Source organism: Vibrio sinus, from assembly GCF_023634645.1.
Lineage (GTDB): Bacteria > Pseudomonadota > Gammaproteobacteria > Enterobacterales > Vibrionaceae > Vibrio > Vibrio sinus.
Window position 1 is genome coordinate 1 of record NZ_JAMKMR010000002.1, and the last position, 16,780, is coordinate 16,780.

A 16,780-nucleotide genomic window follows, 5' to 3' on the forward strand; every position below is an offset into this window, starting at 1 on the left:
GCTGTAACTTGAATCTTTTTCAGTTGCGATGCTCATGTGCGACTGCACACTGCGCTTCTCACTGAAAAATCTTCGGCGCTACAGAAACAAATTCCTAATCAAAGCAGTTTGAATGTAAGACTTTGATGAAAAAATTTGTGGAGAGATGGCTGAGTGGTTGAAAGCACCGGTCTTGAAAACCGGCATACGTTAATAGCGTATCTAGGGTTCAAATCCCTATCTCTCCGCCACTATTAGAAAAAGCCGCTGTGTTTACAGCGGCTTTTTTGCATTTTCCTTATCTACTTTTTCTAGGTGCAAAGCACTTTATCGTTGCCGATTAATATCTCCGCCTGGCTAGATTTCCATTGCCCGTTCAAAAGACACCACTTGCTTAAGCGGCGATACTCACCACCTCTTTAATGAGGGCGGCTAACTCATCCCATCTTTTTTGGTTAATTAGATCACTCGGTACCATCCAGCTGCCACCACAGGCAACAACGGAGTCTGCGGCAAGATATTGCTTCACATTAGAGGGGGCAATGCCACCTGTTGGCATAAACTTAACTGGATAGACAGAGATGAGTGCTTTTAGCATAGCAATCCCACCTGAGGCCTCTGCAGGGAAAAACTTGAGGGTTTTTAGGCCCATTTCCATTGCTTGCTCAACTAAGCTTGGGTTATTCACACCGGGAACGATCTTTATATTATGTTGCTGGCAGTATTTAACGGTTGTGGGGTTAAAACCTGGGCTGACGATGAAATCAGCTCCCGCATTAACCGCTGCATCGACTTGTTTGGCGTTGAGTACCGTTCCCGCGCCAATCAGCATATCAGGGTATGCCTTTCTCATATTGGCAATGGCTTGTGCTGCTTGTTTAGTTCGGAAAGTTATTTCAGCGCACGGCAATCCATTTTCAATGAGAAGTTGTGCAAGTTTTACCGCGTTCGCTGCATCTTCGATTGCAATCACAGGGACAACTTTAATCTGCTGTAATTGCTGTTCTAGGCTGTTCATATTTATTCCTAAAGTCTCAGTCGCAATATTGCGTAGGATGAGGCATGTCTAGTTGCAATATTATGGCTATTGCTTCTATTTCATATCAAGGGGTATTTAGGTACTTTTCCCGTATCTGGCTAGGTCAGATAGTTGTAAGGGCGGGATAATAAAGCGTAAGGGAGGGCAAAATAGGTGAGAGAATCAATAGACAGAAAAAAAAACTCATGCCCAGTTAGCTGTGGGCATGAGAGTTCATACGATGATTAGAGGCGGGTTAGCCACGAGAGGCGGCTTTATCTCTTAGCTGCTGCTTCTCTTGCTCAGACAAGAAAGCAATCTCTAGACCATTGATTTGCGCCTGCTTGATTTGTTCTTGGCTTAGTCCAGCTTGAATTGCGGCGACTTGGTATTCATGCGGCAGCTCAATGCCTTCTACCGCAGGGTCGTCCGTGTTAAGGCTTGCTAGGATGCCATGGTTTAGGAACTGCTTAATTGGGTGGTTAGCAATATCAGCAACAGTACTGGTTTGGAAGTTAGAGGTAATGCAAGACTCGATACCAATACGGTTTTCTGCTAGGTAGTCCATCAACTTAGGATCATGAATCGCATTGGTACCATGGCCGATTCGAGTGGCTCCTAACTCTTGCATTGCAAACCAGATGCTTTCCGGACCGTCCGCTTCACCGGCGTGTATGGTGATGTTTAGACCAGAATCACGTACCTGTTTGAAATGCTGGGTAAATAAATTACCTGGTTGGCCAAGTTCATCGCCAGCCAGATCAACAGCGGCAATATGGTCTTTTTGCGACAAAATAGCGTCGAGTTCAATTTGGCAAGCTTCTTGGCCAAAGGTGCGGCTCATAATACCAATCAGATTCGCTTTCACGCCGAAGTCTTTTACACCAGCTTGAACACCATCGATCACTGCTTCAACTACGCCTTGTACTGGAAGCTTGTGCTTCATCGCCATGTAGTAAGGAGAAAACCTTAACTCTGCGTAATCAATTTGTGCATTTAGCGCGTCTTCTACGTTTTCATAGGCGACACGTCGGCATGCATCCAGATCACCTAATACCGCAACGCCCCAGTCTAGCTTAGACAGAAAGGCGACTAATGATGGCTCGGTTTCAACGATCTGAACATGTGGGGTTAGACCTGCAACATCATAGGCTGGAAGAGGGACAGAAAACTTCTGGCCTAATTCAATAATCGTTTGCGTACGAATGTTGCCATCAAGGTGGCGGTGGATATCAGTAAGAGGGAGTGATTTGGTTATCATAGTCAGTTTCCGGTTTCCCATTTTGAGATAGTATAAGAACCTATAACAAGACTGTCAGTAACGAATCTGGTTTGAGCGTGGTTAATTGCTGCACCTGGATAGATAGTAACCAATTCTGTTGACTCGCGGATAAGCTTTACCGCCTTGCTAGGATAAAGGCGGTAACGTTTATTAGTAGAGCTCTTTTAATTTACGAGTGAGGGTGTTGCGTCCCCAACCAAGTACCTTCGCGGCGTCTTGTTTATGGCCATTGGTGTGATTTAGGGCTGCTTCTAACAGGATTCGTTCAAACTCTGGTAGTGCATAAGACAGAAGGTCCGTTTCGCCTGAAGTTAATGCGTGTGTTGCCCAACTGGATAATTGGTCTTGCCAACTCATTTCCGCAGATAAAGAGTGCGAGTGTTTATCTTCAAGCAGTTCAGCAGGAAGGTCTCGAGGCAATATTTCGCTGCCGCTGGCCATCACGGTGAGCCAGCGGCATATGTTCTCTAACTGCCTCACGTTGCCGGGCCAATCAAGTCGGTTAAGGATTTCTACTGTAGTGGGATGTAGCGTTTTGATATCCACTCCCAGCTCATCTGCGGCGGAGGCCAAAAAGTGCAGGGTTAACTTTTCAATATCTTGTTTTCTTTCACGCAGCGCAGGTATTTGAACTCGAATGACATTCAAACGATGGAACAGATCTTCACGAAAATCACCTTGCTGAACCAGCTTTTCCAAGTCTTGGTGGGTGGCGGCAACGATTCTGACGTCGACCTTAATTGCTGAGTGGCCGCCGACACGGTAAAACTGACCATCAGATAACACTCTTAGCAAGCGAGTTTGAATATCTAATGGCATATCACCGATCTCATCTAGGAAAAGGGTACCACCGTTGGCTTGCTCAAAGCGGCCCTGGCGTATGCTATTGGCGCCGGTAAATGCCCCTTTCTCGTGACCAAATAATTCTGACTCAATCAAATCCTTGGGAATGGCGGCCATGTTTAAAGCAATAAAGGGCTGATTCGCTCTCGGACTATGGCGATGCAGAGCTTGGGCAACCAGTTCTTTACCAGTACCTGATTCTCCGTTAATCAATACGGAGATGGAAGAGCGTGACAATCGGCCAATAGCACGAAACACCTCTTGCATTGCCGGGGCTTCACCAATGATTTCTGGTGTATCTTGCGGAATATTATCATCAATGGATTGTCCGCGACGCTGTTCAAAACTATGGGATATCGCCCGCTCCACCAGTGCCAGTGTTTCGTCCACATCAAAAGGTTTAGGCAAATATTCGAATGCCCCTTTTTGATAGGCGTTGACTGCGGCATCGAGATCTGAGTGGGCTGTCATGATGATGACGGGCAGCTCTGGAGAGCGTTGCTGGATTTGTTTGAGTAGCTCGATGCCATCAATGCCTGGCATGCGAATGTCCGACACTAGGACATCTGGAGACTCTCGCTCTAAGGCGAGCAAGACACTTTCAGCGTCAGAAAATGTTTCGCATTTTATGTTGGCTGAGGAGAGGGTTTTTTCCATTACCCATCGGATAGAACTGTCGTCATCCACAACCCATACATATCCTTTACTCATAACTTTGGTTCCTTAGTGCTAACCTGTTAGACATGACTTAAATTGGCAGGTAAATGGTGAAGGTTGTCCTTCCCGGCCAACTTTCCACATCGATCTTACCTTTGTGTTGGTCAATCAAGTTTTGTGATATTGACAGCCCTAGGCCAGTGCCCCCTTCTCTACCGCTGACCATGGGGTAGAACAGGGTGTCTTGCAAATCAGTTGGTATACCAGGGCCGTTATCGATGATTTCTATTCTGGCGGCTAATTTATGTCGATGACCGTGAATATTCGCTTGATGCACTGTTCTGGTGCGTATGGTGATTTTGCCGTGCGACTGGGTCGAGAGAATTTGCCCGGCATTACTGATGATGTTAAGCAGCGCTTGCTCAATCTGATCCGTATCCATAACAATATCCGGTAGGCTCGGGTCGTAATCACGTTCAATCACCACTTTATTGCCCAACTCGAGCTCTATCAATTGACGTATTTTTTCTAGTATCAGGTGCAGGTTTTCTTGTTTTCGCACCCCTGGACGCTGCGGGCCCAATAAACGATCCACTAACCCTCGCAGTCGGTCGGCTTGTTCGATGATAATTTGCGTGTATTCAGTCAGGCTTTGATCTGGCAGCATGCGTTGCAATAACTGTGCTGCACCGCGTAATCCGCCAAGTGGATTTTTAATCTCATGAGCAAGGCCTCTTACCAGCAATTTGGCGGCTTGTTGTTGGGCATGTTGATTGAGCTCTTGGCTTAGGCGACGTTGCTGGCCAATCTTTCTCATTTCAACTAGCAACAGAACCTGCTTATTCCAACTCATAGGACTGACGGTGACTTCTAACATCAAAGGCTTACCATCGACAACAAAAGTGACGTCACTGTCCGTGATACTTTGCCCGCTTTGTAAGGGTTGAGATAGTAGGGCCAAATCCATCGAGGCATGTTGAATCAAGTTAGATAAAGGTTGATCCACAATTCGTTTGGCACTTTGCGCAAACAGCTGTTCAGCGGCCGGGTTGGCGTAGCGCACTTCTAAAGATTCATTGAGCAGCAGCATGGCGGTGACGACGTTATTTAGAATCGTACCATGTATATCGTCTTTCACTTGCTCGCCCTCTGATTGATTCAAAATGATCCATTGCACCAATTTGGTGCTTTAGTGTTTGCCAGTATGACGCATTTGCCTAGATAACCCAATGTGTTTTGCGGGTTTTAGCCGATGATGGCTCAGTTTTATCAGCAAAACGAATGATGCACCGTTATGGTTAGAATTAATGCAAAATCCTTGCCCATTTAGTGGGTAAAAATGATCTTAACCTTAATAAATTCAAATTGTTATGGATAAATGAGCTGAATGAGTGCAATTAAAAAGCCCACCGTACTTGGCGGGCTTGTTTATCGGCTGGTAGAGTGGCAAATTAAACCGAGTAATATAGCTCGAACTCTACTGGGTGAGTCGTCATATTGACGCGCTCAACATCTTGATTTTTTAGCTCAATGTAGGAGTCGATGAAGTCATCTGAGAATACGCCACCAGCGGTTAAGAATTCACGATCAGCATCCAATGACTCTAATGCTTCTTTTAGGGAATACGCGACCGTTGGGATTTCTGCAGCTTCTTCCGCAGGTAGATCGTATAGGTCTTTATCCATGGCATCACCTGGGTGAAGTTTGTTCTTAATGCCATCAAGGCCCGCCATCAGCATAGCAGCAAAGCATAGATATGGGTTTGCCGATGGGTCACCAAAGCGCACTTCGATGCGGCGTGCTTTAGGGCTTGGAACGACAGGAATACGAATAGACGCCGAGCGGTTACGCGCGGAGTAAGCCAACATAACAGGAGCTTCAAAGCCAGGAACTAGACGCTTATAGGAGTTAGTCGCTGCGTTGGCAAACGCGTTGATAGCGCGAGCGTGCTTGATGATACCACCGATGTAGAATAGCGCCGTTTCAGATAGGCCGCCGTACTTATCACCTGAGAACAAGTTAACACCGTCTTTCGCTAATGATTGGTGTACGTGCATACCGCTACCGTTATCGCCCACAAGCGGTTTAGGCATGAAGGTGGCTGTCTTACCAAATGCGTGAGCAACATTGTGCACTACATACTTATAGATTTGCAGTTCATCTGCTTTGTTGGTCAAGGTGTTAAAGCGAGTGGCAATCTCGTTTTGGCCAGCGGTCGCGACTTCGTGGTGGTGCGCTTCAACGACAAGCCCCATTTCTTCCATAATCAAGCACATTGCGGAGCGGATATCTTGCGAAGAATCCACAGGAGCAACTGGGAAATAACCGCCTTTCACACCAGGGCGGTGGCCCTTGTTCCCTTCTTCAAAGTCCGCGCCTGAGTTCCATGTTGCCTCAACATCGTCAACTTTGTAGAAAGAGCCGGACATGTCAGTGGAAAACTTCACATCATCAAATAGGAAGAATTCAGGCTCAGGACCTATCAATACAGAGTCGGCTACGCCTGTTGAACGCATGTAATCTTCGGCACGTTTAGCGATAGAGCGAGGGTCGCGGTCATAGCCTTGCATGGTCGATGGCTCTAGGATGTCGCAGCGTACGTTGAGAGTGGCATCTTCGGTAAATGGGTCCAGTACAGCGGTAGAGGCATCAGGCATCATCACCATGTCTGATTCGTTGATGCCTTTCCAGCCAGCAACAGAAGAACCATCGAACATCTTACCTTCTTCGAAGAAGTCTGCATCGATTTGATGAGCAGGAATGGAGATATGCTGCTCTTTACCTTTTGTATCTGTGAATCGTAGATCTACAAACTTAACTTCGTTCTCTTGGATAAGCGATAGAACATTTTCTACTGACATCTTGGATAACCTCCAGTGTTGTTAAAGCGGTTTAAGCTAGAATAAAGAAATCTAGCATTGATTAATGGTTGAATGAGTTAATCGATGCTGGTTCCAACGTTAGCTAAAACTGTGCCAAAAAATATAACTATAATATTCAATGGGTTATGATGTTCGCATTCACTTGGTGCGAAAAAATGCACCAATATGGCTCTATCTTTGAACCAAAGTGGTGCAACGAAAAATTTAATTGCACCAAGGTGAATAGCAGAGAGTATAATATTCAGCCTTTCTTTCGATTTGATGTCAATATACTTGGCAGCATATAGAGACTTGGTTTGAATTCTGTAGACTCGGACCGATAGACGATGCAATGTAGAGTGTGAGTTCACATATTTCTGGGTTTTTCGTCAAAATCTGGTACATTATGGCCGTTTTTTTAATCAAGAAGTCATCTTGCACTGATAATCAGTAGTAAAGACTACTTCTTCTATAAAGTGAATCGAAATCCATGGCCACTCCACAGATTGATAAGTTAAGAAATATCGCGATCATTGCTCACGTTGACCACGGTAAAACTACCTTGGTTGATAAGCTGCTACAGCAGTCAGGCACTCTAGAGTCACGCGGTGAAGCTGAAGAGCGAGTCATGGACTCGAACGACATCGAAAAAGAACGCGGCATTACTATTTTGGCGAAAAACACCGCCATCAATTGGAATGATTATCGCATTAACATCGTAGATACTCCGGGACACGCGGACTTCGGCGGTGAGGTTGAGCGCATCATGTCCATGGTGGACTCGGTACTATTGATCGTGGATGCGGTTGACGGCCCGATGCCACAAACCCGTTTTGTTACTCAGAAAGCCTTTGCTCACGGACTAAAACCTATTGTTGTTATCAATAAGATTGACCGCCCTGGCGCTCGCCCTGATTGGGTAATGGACCAAGTGTTCGATTTGTTTGATAACCTAGGTGCTTCTGATGACCAACTTGACTTCCAAGTTGTGTACGCTTCTGCACTGAATGGTTGGGCAAGCCTTGAAGAAGGTGAAGTGGGCGAAGATATGGAGCCATTGTTCCAAGCCGTTGTCGATACTGTTGAGCCACCAAAAGTTGATGTTGAAGGCTCACTGCAAATGCAAGTTTCTCAGCTAGATTACAGCTCTTACGTCGGTGTTATCGGTGTTGCTCGTGTAACTCGCGGTACCGTTGCTCCAAACCAGCAAGTCACGATTGTGAGTGCGGACGGTAGCAAGCGTAATGGTAAAGTTGGCACCGTATTGGGTTATTTAGGCCTTGAGCGTCATGAAGTTCAGCAGGCGAATGCGGGTGATATCGTTGCGATCACAGGTCTAGGTGAGCTAAAAATCTCTGACACTATTTGTGACCAAAATAATGTAGAGGCGATGACGCCACTGTCTGTCGATGAGCCTACCGTAACCATGACGTTCCAAGTCAACACTTCTCCGTTTGCAGGTAAAGAAGGTAAGTACGTTACGTCACGTAATATCCTTGAGCGTCTGGAAAAAGAGCTGGTGCACAACGTAGCACTTCGTGTTGAGCAAACTGACGATCCAGATAAATTCCGTGTATCGGGCCGTGGTGAGCTTCACCTTTCTATCCTGATTGAAAATATGCGTCGTGAAGGCTTCGAGCTAGCGGTATCGCGTCCAGAGGTCATCATCAAAGAAGAAGATGGTCAGCTAATGGAACCATACGAAACCGTGACCATTGATGTAGTCGAAGAGCATCAGGGCGGTATCATGGAAAACATCGGCCTACGTAAAGGTGAACTAACGGATATGGCACCAGACGGTAAAGGCCGCGTTCGTATGGACTTTATGATGCCTTCACGTGGATTGATTGGTTTCCAAACTGAGTTTATGACGCTAACCTCTGGTTCTGGCCTGCTTTATCATACGTTTGATCACTATGGGCCACACAAAGGCGGCGAGATCGGCCAGCGTATCAATGGTGTATTGATATCAAATGCAACCGGTAAAGCGCTGACTTACGCCTTGTTTAACCTGCAAGAGCGCGGCCGTTTGTTTACTGAGCACGCTGATGAAGTGTATGAAGGGCAAGTTATTGGTATTCATAACCGCTCGAACGATTTAACGGTCAACTGTTTGAAAGGCAAACAGCTTACTAACGTACGTGCATCAGGTACAGATGATGCTCAAGTACTCACGCCTGCAATCAAGTACACCTTGGAGCAAGCGCTTGAGTTTATCGATGACGATGAATTGGTAGAAGTAACGCCTGAAAACATCCGTATTCGTAAGAAACATCTTACAGAAAACGATCGTAAACGCGCAGGTCGCTCAGCAAAATAACCCCATTTTGTGGATAAGCTTAGCCCCTAGACTAGCAATAGTTTAGGGGCTTTTTAGTAAGGTCAAAATGCTCTAGCCTTTTGAAGCAGAGCTTGCTTTGACTTGTAAGTTATTTGCGGTCTGCTCAACGGGGCAATTATGCACATCAAAGCGATCAATACTCTGCCCAGCACCGACTAAAATGACTCGAACTAGTGGATCGGCCATTAGTTCTTGTAAATATTCAGGGTCGTCGGGTGTATGGAATAAAAATATCGGGATGTTGGAAAATTGCTCTTGAATGCGGGTGGTGTACTTGGGGTTGTCAGGGTTTACCCTGTGTGTTGCTCGGCTGGCGACAACCGTAATATCGGAAAAGTAATAGGCGATTTTGTACAAGTTGACCAAATATTCAGATAGTGGATTGCTGGCAGGTAGCAAATCTAACGCAAGGATGGTTTTAAAGCCCGCCTGAGTGTAAACGCTGAGCATCAATGGGTTCGATCCCTCGATATAAAGTTTGTCCTTGATGCCGGGGATTTTGTCGGCAATGACTTGCAGGCGTTTGATGGAATCTTGCGTTTGTTCATCACTGATTCGGCCAAGGTTTTTGTAATCTAACCACCAGTAATATTGGTTACCGAAATGGGATAAAAGCTGCTCTAAGGTTAGCGCGTTGGGATCTTTTATTGAGCCATCTGGGTTGCGTATGATGTCATTGTGAGTGACATAAAAAGTTTCACTGCCAGGGTCATAAAAGAAATCCACTTCTGCTCCGGTCGCCCCAGCGTCAAACGCTCGTTGAAAGCTGGCAATGGTATTTTCTTCACTACGTGTGGGGTACAACCCCCTTGCAGACCAAATCTTGTGGCATTCATTGTAAGCGTTGGTGTGCGCCATGGTATCAAGTTGCTTCTCCACATAGCGATTCAATCCGTATATCGATACGGCTACAACGACGACAATGCCGAGGATAAGTTTCTTCATTCCATGACCTTTTTATTAGCGATATCCAAACAAGCTGTGAAGAAATATATCGAGAAAAAGTAAACCGCTGCTTATTTTTGCTAAGAAACAAGAGTGCAATCAAAATTGCAAGCTAAGTAATTGAGTTTGGCTCACATTCAAGGCACGCTGTGCAAGTGAACATGGCAAGTTGGCGTATCGCAATCACGCTCAGGTTTTTATTGTGGCAAAACTTGGTATCAATATTGGATAGCTGATATTCATGTATACCCAAATTATTTCAAGATGCAGGATTCAGAGCGATGTGAGGGGCCCAATTTAAGGAAAAGGTCTGCCGGAATGGTCATCCATTTCAAAGACCTTTGACGCGAAAGTGGGCCTCTCACACCGCTCCCAAAGGGCGAGTAGATAAGGCTTCACTGCGTCGTTAGGGAGGTTCAACGTAGAATGACTATGTCTCACCTCCCTGCCTAGCATTGAAGCCTTATCTCTATCGCTGAAACTCGCATCTCGAAGTAATTTGGGTATAGATATAAATTTGACATTTTAATTCAAGGGACTGAAATGAACACATTTAAAAAGAGGCTTGGCGTACTTTACCCAGTCTTCATGGCCGCACTGGTGATTTTAATCATCTTTAGCTTTTCTCGATTGAGCTTGGCGATCTGGATGTATGATCGACTGCCAAGCTTAGACGATTGGCTGACGGTGCTGGCTCGTGGGATACGAATCGATATCTCCTCAATCAGCTATTTGCTCATCCTGCCTGCACTTTTGACCACGCTATTGTCGTTTAACAATATCGTGGGAAAAATTTGGAACTGGTTACTTAGGGTTTGGATTGTGGCAGGGCTGTGGCTGGTGGTGTATATGGAAGTCGCAACTCCGCCGTTTATTTTGCAATATGATCTCAGGCCAAATCGCAATTTTATTGAGTATCTTATTTATCCAAAGGAAGTGTTTAGCATGCTTTGGACAGGCTACAAGTTGGAGCTGTTTATTTCACTTGTCGCCACAGTCCTCACCATCTACCTAGGTTGGCGCTGGACACGTTCATGGGTAAGCCATATGCATTATCAGAAATGGTACTGGCGGCCTATTTTAGCGGTGTTGGTGGTGGCACTTGGCGTGATGGGCGCGCGTTCAACGCTTGGCCATCGGCCACTTAATCCTGCTTTAGTGGCTTTTTCCAGCGATCCTATGGTCAACGATCTCATTCTTAACTCTTCCTATTCAATGATATTTGCCGCCAAGCAGATGAAAGCCGAGAAAAGTGCTTTTGATGTGTATCCGGTCATGCCAGCAGAGGAAGTGATTGAAGTAGTCAGAAACTCAATGAATGTGGCAGAGAAGAATTTTCCGTCCAGTGATTTGCCTACTTTGACCTATCATCAATCGCCAGTCAAAAATCACGGCAAGAATATTGTGATTATCCTGATGGAGAGCCATGGTGCTCGCTATGTCAAAAGTCTTGGTGGCATTGATACCTCACCTAACTTAGACCGGCTAATGGAAGATGGTTGGGCATTTACCAACATGTATTCAACCGGTACGCGTTCGGTACGCGGTATTGAGGCGGTGATCACCGGCTTTACGCCAACGCCTTCTCGCGCTGTGGTCAAGCTTGGCAAAAGCCAAACCGACTTTTTTACTATCGCCGATTTATTACGAAGTGAAGGTTATGTGACTCAGTTTATTTATGGCGGTGAAAGTCATTTCGACAATATGAAGAGCTTCTTTTTGGGCAACGGCTTTACCGACATAAAAGACCTACCTACGTTTGACTCGCCGAAATTTGTTGGCTCGTGGGGAGCGTCCGATGAAGATTTGTATGACAAAGCCGATCAAGAATTCACCAAACTCAATCAGATGGGTAAGCCCTTTTTTAGCTTAGTCTTTACTTCTTCTAATCACACGCCTTACGAATACCCTGAAGGCACCATTGAGCATTACAATTCACCGAAAAACACCTTAGAAAACGCGGTGAAATACGCTGACTATGCGGTGGGCAAGTTTATCGATAAGGCGAAAAAGTCCTCTTATTGGGACAACACGATATTCTTGGTGATTGCCGACCATGACTCGCGAGCAACTGGCTCCTTGCCCGTGCCGGTGGGCCATTTCCATATTCCGGCGGTTATTTTGGGCGAATCGGTTTCCCCACAGAAAGATGATAGGCTGGTGAGCCAAATTGATGTCGCGCCCACACTGCTGTCTCTTGCAGGTATTAGCGGTTATACGCCTATGATTGGCCACGATCTGACCAAGCCCGTGCCATTGGATAAGCAGCGCGCACTGATGCAACGAGATCGCAATTTTGGTTGGTTAAATGCCAACAATGAGTTGGTGGTGATTCGGCCAGAAAAAGGGCCAGCCACTTACCTTTACGACCCAAGTAGTGATTCGCTACAAGAGGAGAGTGTTGACCCTGACATAGTTAGCCAAGCCAAGGCCCATGCTTTATGGGGCTCTTTGGCGTATGAACAAGATTATCACCGCGCGCTGGATAACTATCAATCTCAGCCTTAAGCTCACAAGCGATAAAAGGAAGATAGAAAACTAAACCCTTCTATCTTCCTTTTTTGTTTTCGGTGGTCTGGGTATAAACTTAGCAAAAAGCATGCACAGGGATCTTCGATTGAAACTAGAGCAACTTGCCATTGAACTAAAAGGTTTTCTCCGCCACCTTATTCGTCGAATTCATCACGATAGAGTGAATGTCAGTGCTGGCTACCTAGCCTACATTTCCTTACTGTCTATTGTCCCTTTGTTAACGGTCTTGTTGTCAGTGCTGTCTTCTATTGCCGCGTTTTCCAACGTTGGTGAAGTCATTCAAGATTTTATCATTACTAACTTTGTCCCAACCGCTGGTGAGGTAGTGCGCCAAGCTTTGTCTGAGTTTGTTGCCAATACGGGCAAGATGACGGCGGTAGGAAGTGGCATTTTATTTTTGGCCGCGATTGCTCTTATTGCCAACATCGATAAGAACTTAAACTTTATCTGGCGAGTAAAGAACAAACGTCGCGCTGTGTATTCGTTTTCTATGTATTGGATGGTACTCACGCTTGGCCCGATATTAGCGGGTACGAGTATCGCCATGTCCTCCTACGTGGTGTCACTGAAAATTTTGGACTATGACACGATAAGCGGGGTGTATAACCTAATTCTCAAGTGGCTTCCTTTTTTGCTGTCATTTTTTGCGTTTGTTGGATTGTATATACTAGTGCCAAACATCAAGGTGCGAATGTCGCATGCTATGACAGGCGCGCTAACCGCGGCGATTTTGTTTGAGCTGAGTAAGAAGTTGTTTGCATTGTATATTACTCATTTTCCTTCCTATCAGCTGATATACGGGGCGTTGGCTGCGATTCCTATCTTATTTATCTGGGTATATTTGAGCTGGTTGATTGTGTTGATCGGTGCAGAAGTGACGGCAACCTTGGGCGAACATCAAAGCTGGAGCTTAAAGGCTAACATGATAGACTCAGCGTCAAGCCTAGAAAACCGGTTGGAAGGAAAATCAATTGATAGCCCTGATTCAAAGAGTGAGTGAAGCTGCGGTCAGAGTAGACGGAGAAATCATTGGCGAGATAGACAAAGGTCTACTTGTGCTACTCGGAGTAGAAAAAGATGATAATCAAGCCAAAGCAAAGCGTTTAATGGAGCGTGTCTCTACTTATCGTGTCTTCGAAGATGACGACGGCAAAATGAATTTAAACGTCAAGCAGGTGGAGGGTAAGCTTTTAGTGGTCTCTCAATTCACCTTACCAGCTGATACCAAAAAAGGCACACGGGCCGGGTTTTCTCGCGGAGCGAATCCAGAGTTGGCAGAGCGATTATACGACGACTTTTGCGCGCAATGTGAAACCGTGATTGAGACTCAGCGCGGCCAGTTCTCTGCGGACATGAAAGTGTCTTTAGTCAATGACGGTCCAGTGACGTTTTGGTTACAAGTATAATCACAATAGTAGCAAGCATCTTTTCGAAGACTTTTGCGCCGTTGGACTACAGAATTTGAGAAAGAGTGATGTTTAAACTTATTACGCCAAAAACCGACAATCAGTTGAACAAGTATTATCACTTTCGCTGGCAAATGCTGCGTGAGCCATGGCAAATGCCGTTAGGCTCAGAGCGAGATGAGTACGATATGATGAGTCATCATCGCATGATAGTGGATGGCCGTGGTAAACCCATTGCGATTGGTCGTCTGTATATTACTCCCGACCACGAAGGGCAAATCCGTTTTATGGCGGTCAAGAATGGTCGGCAAGGCAAGGGGATGGGCTCGTTAGTGCTGGTAGCGCTGGAGTCGCTCGCGCGTCAGGAAGGGGCAAAGCGCTTGGTATGTAACGCGCGAGAAGACGCCATACAGTTTTATCAAAAAAACGGCTTTGAAGCTCGTGGTGAGGTTAATGACCAGAGAGGCCCTGTTCGCCATCAACAAATGGTGAAACATTTGGACCCGATGGCGGATGTGTTGAGAAAGCCTGAATGGTGCAGCGAGCTGCAGCAGCGCTGGGAAAAGCAAATACCGATCAGTGATAAAATGGGCATCAAAATCAATCAATACAATGGTTATCAGTTTGAATGCTCGGCTCAGCTTAACCCTAATTTGAACCCTCACAATACCATGTTTGCTGGCTCGGCCTTTACCTTAGCCACCTTAACGGGCTGGGGCATGACTTGGCTGCTGATGAAAGAAAGAAATCTCTCAGGCGATATTGTCTTGGCCGACAGTCAAATCCGTTATCGGTTGCCTGTTGAACACTCTCCCGTTGCGTCGACCTCGTTAGATGGCATTAGCGGTGATTTAGATAGACTCGCTTCCAGACGTAAAGCCCGGGTGGTGATTCACGTGACTATTTTTAGTGGCGATACCCCAGCGGTTGATTTTGTTGGCACGTATATGATTTTGCCCAACGATAACCCGGTTTAACCTGGCCAAATTAGAGCTACATCCAGTAGCTCTAAGATTTTCCTTTGCTTTTACACGTCTTTGTCGATTCGATATCACCTGTCACAAGATTCAGTTGATTGTCCTCGCACTTTTGCACGATAGAAAGGTTTGCTTTTGCTCGATTTGGCGCGGTTAAATCAATATCTACATCCAGTTTGCCTTGAATACCCGGTCCGGTGATGTCTTTGCTGGTGAGAGTGATTCGGCCTCGATCCGATTTGGCGACTACATTATCAATTTCCAATGGCAATACCAAGCTGCGCGTTTGTCCATCGACTTGATGGTGCTGAGAGAGCGTGGCATGGCGCAGGTTAGCCGTTGCATCGCCCGAAAAAGAATAGTTAAACAAGGATTGGCTTTTGGCCATGCCATGCAAGTTTGCTGCGAGCTCCAAGGTGCCATCTAGCTCAAACGGCAAACTTGGCCACTGTTCGTGTTGGCCAATCGGTACGCCATCAGCGTTGACACTGAGCGCCCATGGTTCTGCGCTAGAGCCAATATCCCAATTGCCCGTGGCCGAGATATAACCATTTTTGAGTGGAATCAGCAGCCGGTCTAACGACCAATTACCTTGTTTAGCATGAGTTTGAACAATGGCCTGTGAAGCGATGAGATCGCCATAACTGGCACTACTGGCACTGGCTTGAAATTGTCCATCCCATAGCCCCCAGCGGCCATCTTTCACTAACTCCATATTGGTTCCTTCAAAGCTAAGGCCTGAAAGTTGCCAAAATGGTCGGTCGGTGAGTTGTATAAATTGGCTGTTTTCCACATCCATTTGCTGGATGACCAGTTTATCGAGAGGCGGAATAGCAGAGCTTAGCCAAGACAAATCGGTACTGGCATCGGTTGACCATTTAATGCCACTGGCATGCAGCAGAGAAAAGTTGGCGGAATTGGGCGTGAAATCAGCGCTTGCCTTGATGCGGCCTTGCTCGAAATCGGTATCGAATTCTGCCAAGTTAATTTTATTCGGTGAGAAGTAAAATTGAGCGCTCGGCTGAACAAATTGCAGGTTTTTATAATCGATGCTGTCTGCATTAAAGGAGAGGTAGCCTTTGGGCTGTTGCCAAAGTGAGCGGTCAGTGAGTAAGTCTTCGGCGGACGCATCAAGATTGTTAAACGTCCAGTCGCCATATTGGATAACACTGTTGAGAATATCTAGGCTATTGATGTGATGGATGTGCGCCGCCAATTGGCGTAGCACTTGTTTCAGCTTGTCAGTTTCTTCATCTTGGCTGAGGTTGAGTTTGCTGATGGTTAAATTAACCAGTGACCAACCTTGGGCGTATTGCTCGGCTTGGCCAGATACGGATGCGCCATGCCAAGTAAATGAAGCGCCATAGATGGTGCTATCTTTGGCATTGTAATCCGCATTGACTAATACCTTATCGAGTGCTTGGCCTTGGTAATAGATTTGGTCGGCAGAGAGTTGTATTTTGCCATAAGGTAGCACAGAGCCTGGGTGCCAAACTGGCTTATCAATTTGCAAGTCCAGATCCCGAGCGACAAACTCTTTGGCTGAAAAGTCTAAGTTGTGGAAGGCAATCTGATACAAAAAGAAGTGTTTGCTAAACGAGAATTCTGGCATGGTGCCTTGCAAGCTTAGTCCATCCACCAACACGCTATCTAACACAATTTTGCCGTTATGGATAAGATCGGGGTTGAGCCAAACGGTGACTTTAGGGATATAGGCTTTGCCTTTGCTTAATTTGGTTGTGACACCCGAAAGTTCGAATTTCCATGGTGATTGGTAAACCACTGTTTGTGCGGTCACATTTTGGCTAACCGTGTAGTAGAGGAAGGTGTTGACGATGGGGGTAGCGAGCTTGGTGTACAGTAAGCCATAGAGGATAGCTACAAGCAACAAAAGTAGACATACCAACGCAATAACGATTTTAGCTAACTTTCCCATTCA

The 16,780-nt window shown here is 46.0% G+C and carries 12 protein-coding genes and 1 tRNA gene; 6 read left to right on the forward strand and 7 right to left on the reverse strand.

Annotated elements, in window-relative coordinates; genetic code table 11:
• Window positions 1-139 precede the first annotated feature (139 nt).
• Window positions 140-230, forward strand: a tRNA-Ser gene (locus M9194_RS02465).
• 143 nt (window positions 231-373) lie between these two features.
• Here M9194_RS02465 and M9194_RS02470 read toward each other — a convergent pair.
• The 5 genes from M9194_RS02470 to glnA form a co-directional block, all read right to left on the reverse strand.
• On the reverse strand, window positions 374-997 hold the full coding sequence (locus tag M9194_RS02470) for a bifunctional 4-hydroxy-2-oxoglutarate aldolase/2-dehydro-3-deoxy-phosphogluconate aldolase (RefSeq protein ID WP_250610793.1): 624 nt from the start codon (window positions 995-997) through the stop codon (window positions 374-376).
• Window positions 998-1,253: 256 nt separating this feature from the next.
• Window positions 1,254-2,258: an adenosine deaminase gene (add, locus tag M9194_RS02475; RefSeq protein ID WP_250610795.1), complete on the reverse strand. Its 1,005-nt coding sequence runs from the start codon at window positions 2,256-2,258 to the stop codon at window positions 1,254-1,256.
• 171 nt (window positions 2,259-2,429) lie between these two features.
• Window positions 2,430-3,833, reverse strand: coding sequence for a nitrogen regulation protein NR(I) (gene glnG / locus M9194_RS02480; RefSeq protein WP_250610797.1), 1,404 nt, complete (start codon window positions 3,831-3,833; stop codon window positions 2,430-2,432).
• A 37-nt stretch (window positions 3,834-3,870) separates the two neighbouring features.
• On the reverse strand, window positions 3,871-4,941 hold the full coding sequence (gene glnL / locus M9194_RS02485) for a nitrogen regulation protein NR(II) (protein ID WP_284676486.1): 1,071 nt from the start codon (window positions 4,939-4,941) through the stop codon (window positions 3,871-3,873).
• A gap of 289 nt (window positions 4,942-5,230) precedes the next feature.
• Window positions 5,231-6,640 carry a glutamate--ammonia ligase gene (glnA, locus tag M9194_RS02490; protein ID WP_250610798.1) on the reverse strand — a complete coding sequence of 470 codons (1,410 nt, stop codon included), beginning with the start codon at window positions 6,638-6,640 and terminating at the stop codon, window positions 5,231-5,233.
• A 490-nt stretch (window positions 6,641-7,130) separates the two neighbouring features.
• Between glnA and typA the strand changes: the two genes are divergently transcribed.
• Window positions 7,131-8,960 (forward strand): translational GTPase TypA, encoded by a 1,830-nt coding sequence (gene typA, locus M9194_RS02495; protein ID WP_250610799.1) that lies wholly within the window; start codon window positions 7,131-7,133, stop codon window positions 8,958-8,960.
• Between the two features lie 72 nt (window positions 8,961-9,032).
• On the opposite strand, the gene M9194_RS02500 is transcribed toward typA, so the two are convergent.
• Window positions 9,033-9,926 (reverse strand): PI-PLC domain-containing protein, encoded by an 894-nt coding sequence (locus tag M9194_RS02500; protein WP_250610800.1) that lies wholly within the window; start codon window positions 9,924-9,926, stop codon window positions 9,033-9,035.
• A gap of 543 nt (window positions 9,927-10,469) precedes the next feature.
• On the opposite strand from M9194_RS02500, the gene M9194_RS02505 reads away from it, so the two are divergent.
• The 4 genes from M9194_RS02505 (at window position 10,470) to M9194_RS02520 (ending at window position 14,841) form a co-directional block, all read left to right on the forward strand.
• Window positions 10,470-12,434, forward strand: coding sequence for an LTA synthase family protein (locus M9194_RS02505; protein ID WP_250610801.1), 1,965 nt, complete (start codon window positions 10,470-10,472; stop codon window positions 12,432-12,434).
• A 91-nt stretch (window positions 12,435-12,525) separates the two neighbouring features.
• Window positions 12,526-13,458: a virulence factor BrkB family protein gene (locus tag M9194_RS02510; RefSeq protein WP_250610802.1), complete on the forward strand. Its 933-nt coding sequence runs from the start codon at window positions 12,526-12,528 to the stop codon at window positions 13,456-13,458.
• Window positions 13,430-13,864 (forward strand): D-aminoacyl-tRNA deacylase, encoded by a 435-nt coding sequence (gene dtd, locus M9194_RS02515; RefSeq protein WP_250610803.1) that lies wholly within the window; start codon window positions 13,430-13,432, stop codon window positions 13,862-13,864. Before M9194_RS02510 ends, dtd begins: the two co-directional genes overlap by 29 nt.
• A 68-nt stretch (window positions 13,865-13,932) precedes the next feature.
• Entirely contained in the window at window positions 13,933-14,841 is a 909-nt protein-coding gene (locus M9194_RS02520; RefSeq protein ID WP_250610804.1) for a bifunctional GNAT family N-acetyltransferase/hotdog fold thioesterase, read from the forward strand.
• A gap of 31 nt (window positions 14,842-14,872) precedes the next feature.
• On the opposite strand, the gene M9194_RS02525 is transcribed toward M9194_RS02520, so the two are convergent.
• Window positions 14,873-16,777: an AsmA family protein gene (locus M9194_RS02525; protein WP_250610805.1), complete on the reverse strand. Its 1,905-nt coding sequence runs from the start codon at window positions 16,775-16,777 to the stop codon at window positions 14,873-14,875.
• Window positions 16,778-16,780 lie beyond the last annotated feature (3 nt).

Coding starts and splice junctions, on each gene's coding strand:
- M9194_RS02470 (WP_250610793.1), bottom strand. CDS start 997: ATGAACAGCCTAGAACAGCAATTACAGCAGATTAAAGTTGTCCCTGTG.
- add (WP_250610795.1), bottom strand. CDS start 2,258: ATGATAACCAAATCACTCCCTCTTACTGATATCCACCGCCACCTTGAT.
- glnG (WP_250610797.1), bottom strand. CDS start 3,833: ATGAGTAAAGGATATGTATGGGTTGTGGATGACGACAGTTCTATCCGA.
- glnA (WP_250610798.1), bottom strand. CDS start 6,640: ATGTCAGTAGAAAATGTTCTATCGCTTATCCAAGAGAACGAAGTTAAG.
- typA (WP_250610799.1), top strand. CDS start 7,131: ATGGCCACTCCACAGATTGATAAGTTAAGAAATATCGCGATCATTGCT.
- M9194_RS02500 (WP_250610800.1), bottom strand. CDS start 9,926: ATGAAGAAACTTATCCTCGGCATTGTCGTCGTTGTAGCCGTATCGATA.
- M9194_RS02505 (WP_250610801.1), top strand. CDS start 10,470: ATGAACACATTTAAAAAGAGGCTTGGCGTACTTTACCCAGTCTTCATG.
- M9194_RS02510 (WP_250610802.1), top strand. CDS start 12,526: ATGCACAGGGATCTTCGATTGAAACTAGAGCAACTTGCCATTGAACTA.
- M9194_RS02520 (WP_250610804.1), top strand. CDS start 13,933: ATGTTTAAACTTATTACGCCAAAAACCGACAATCAGTTGAACAAGTAT.
- M9194_RS02525 (WP_250610805.1), bottom strand. CDS start 16,777: ATGGGAAAGTTAGCTAAAATCGTTATTGCGTTGGTATGTCTACTTTTG.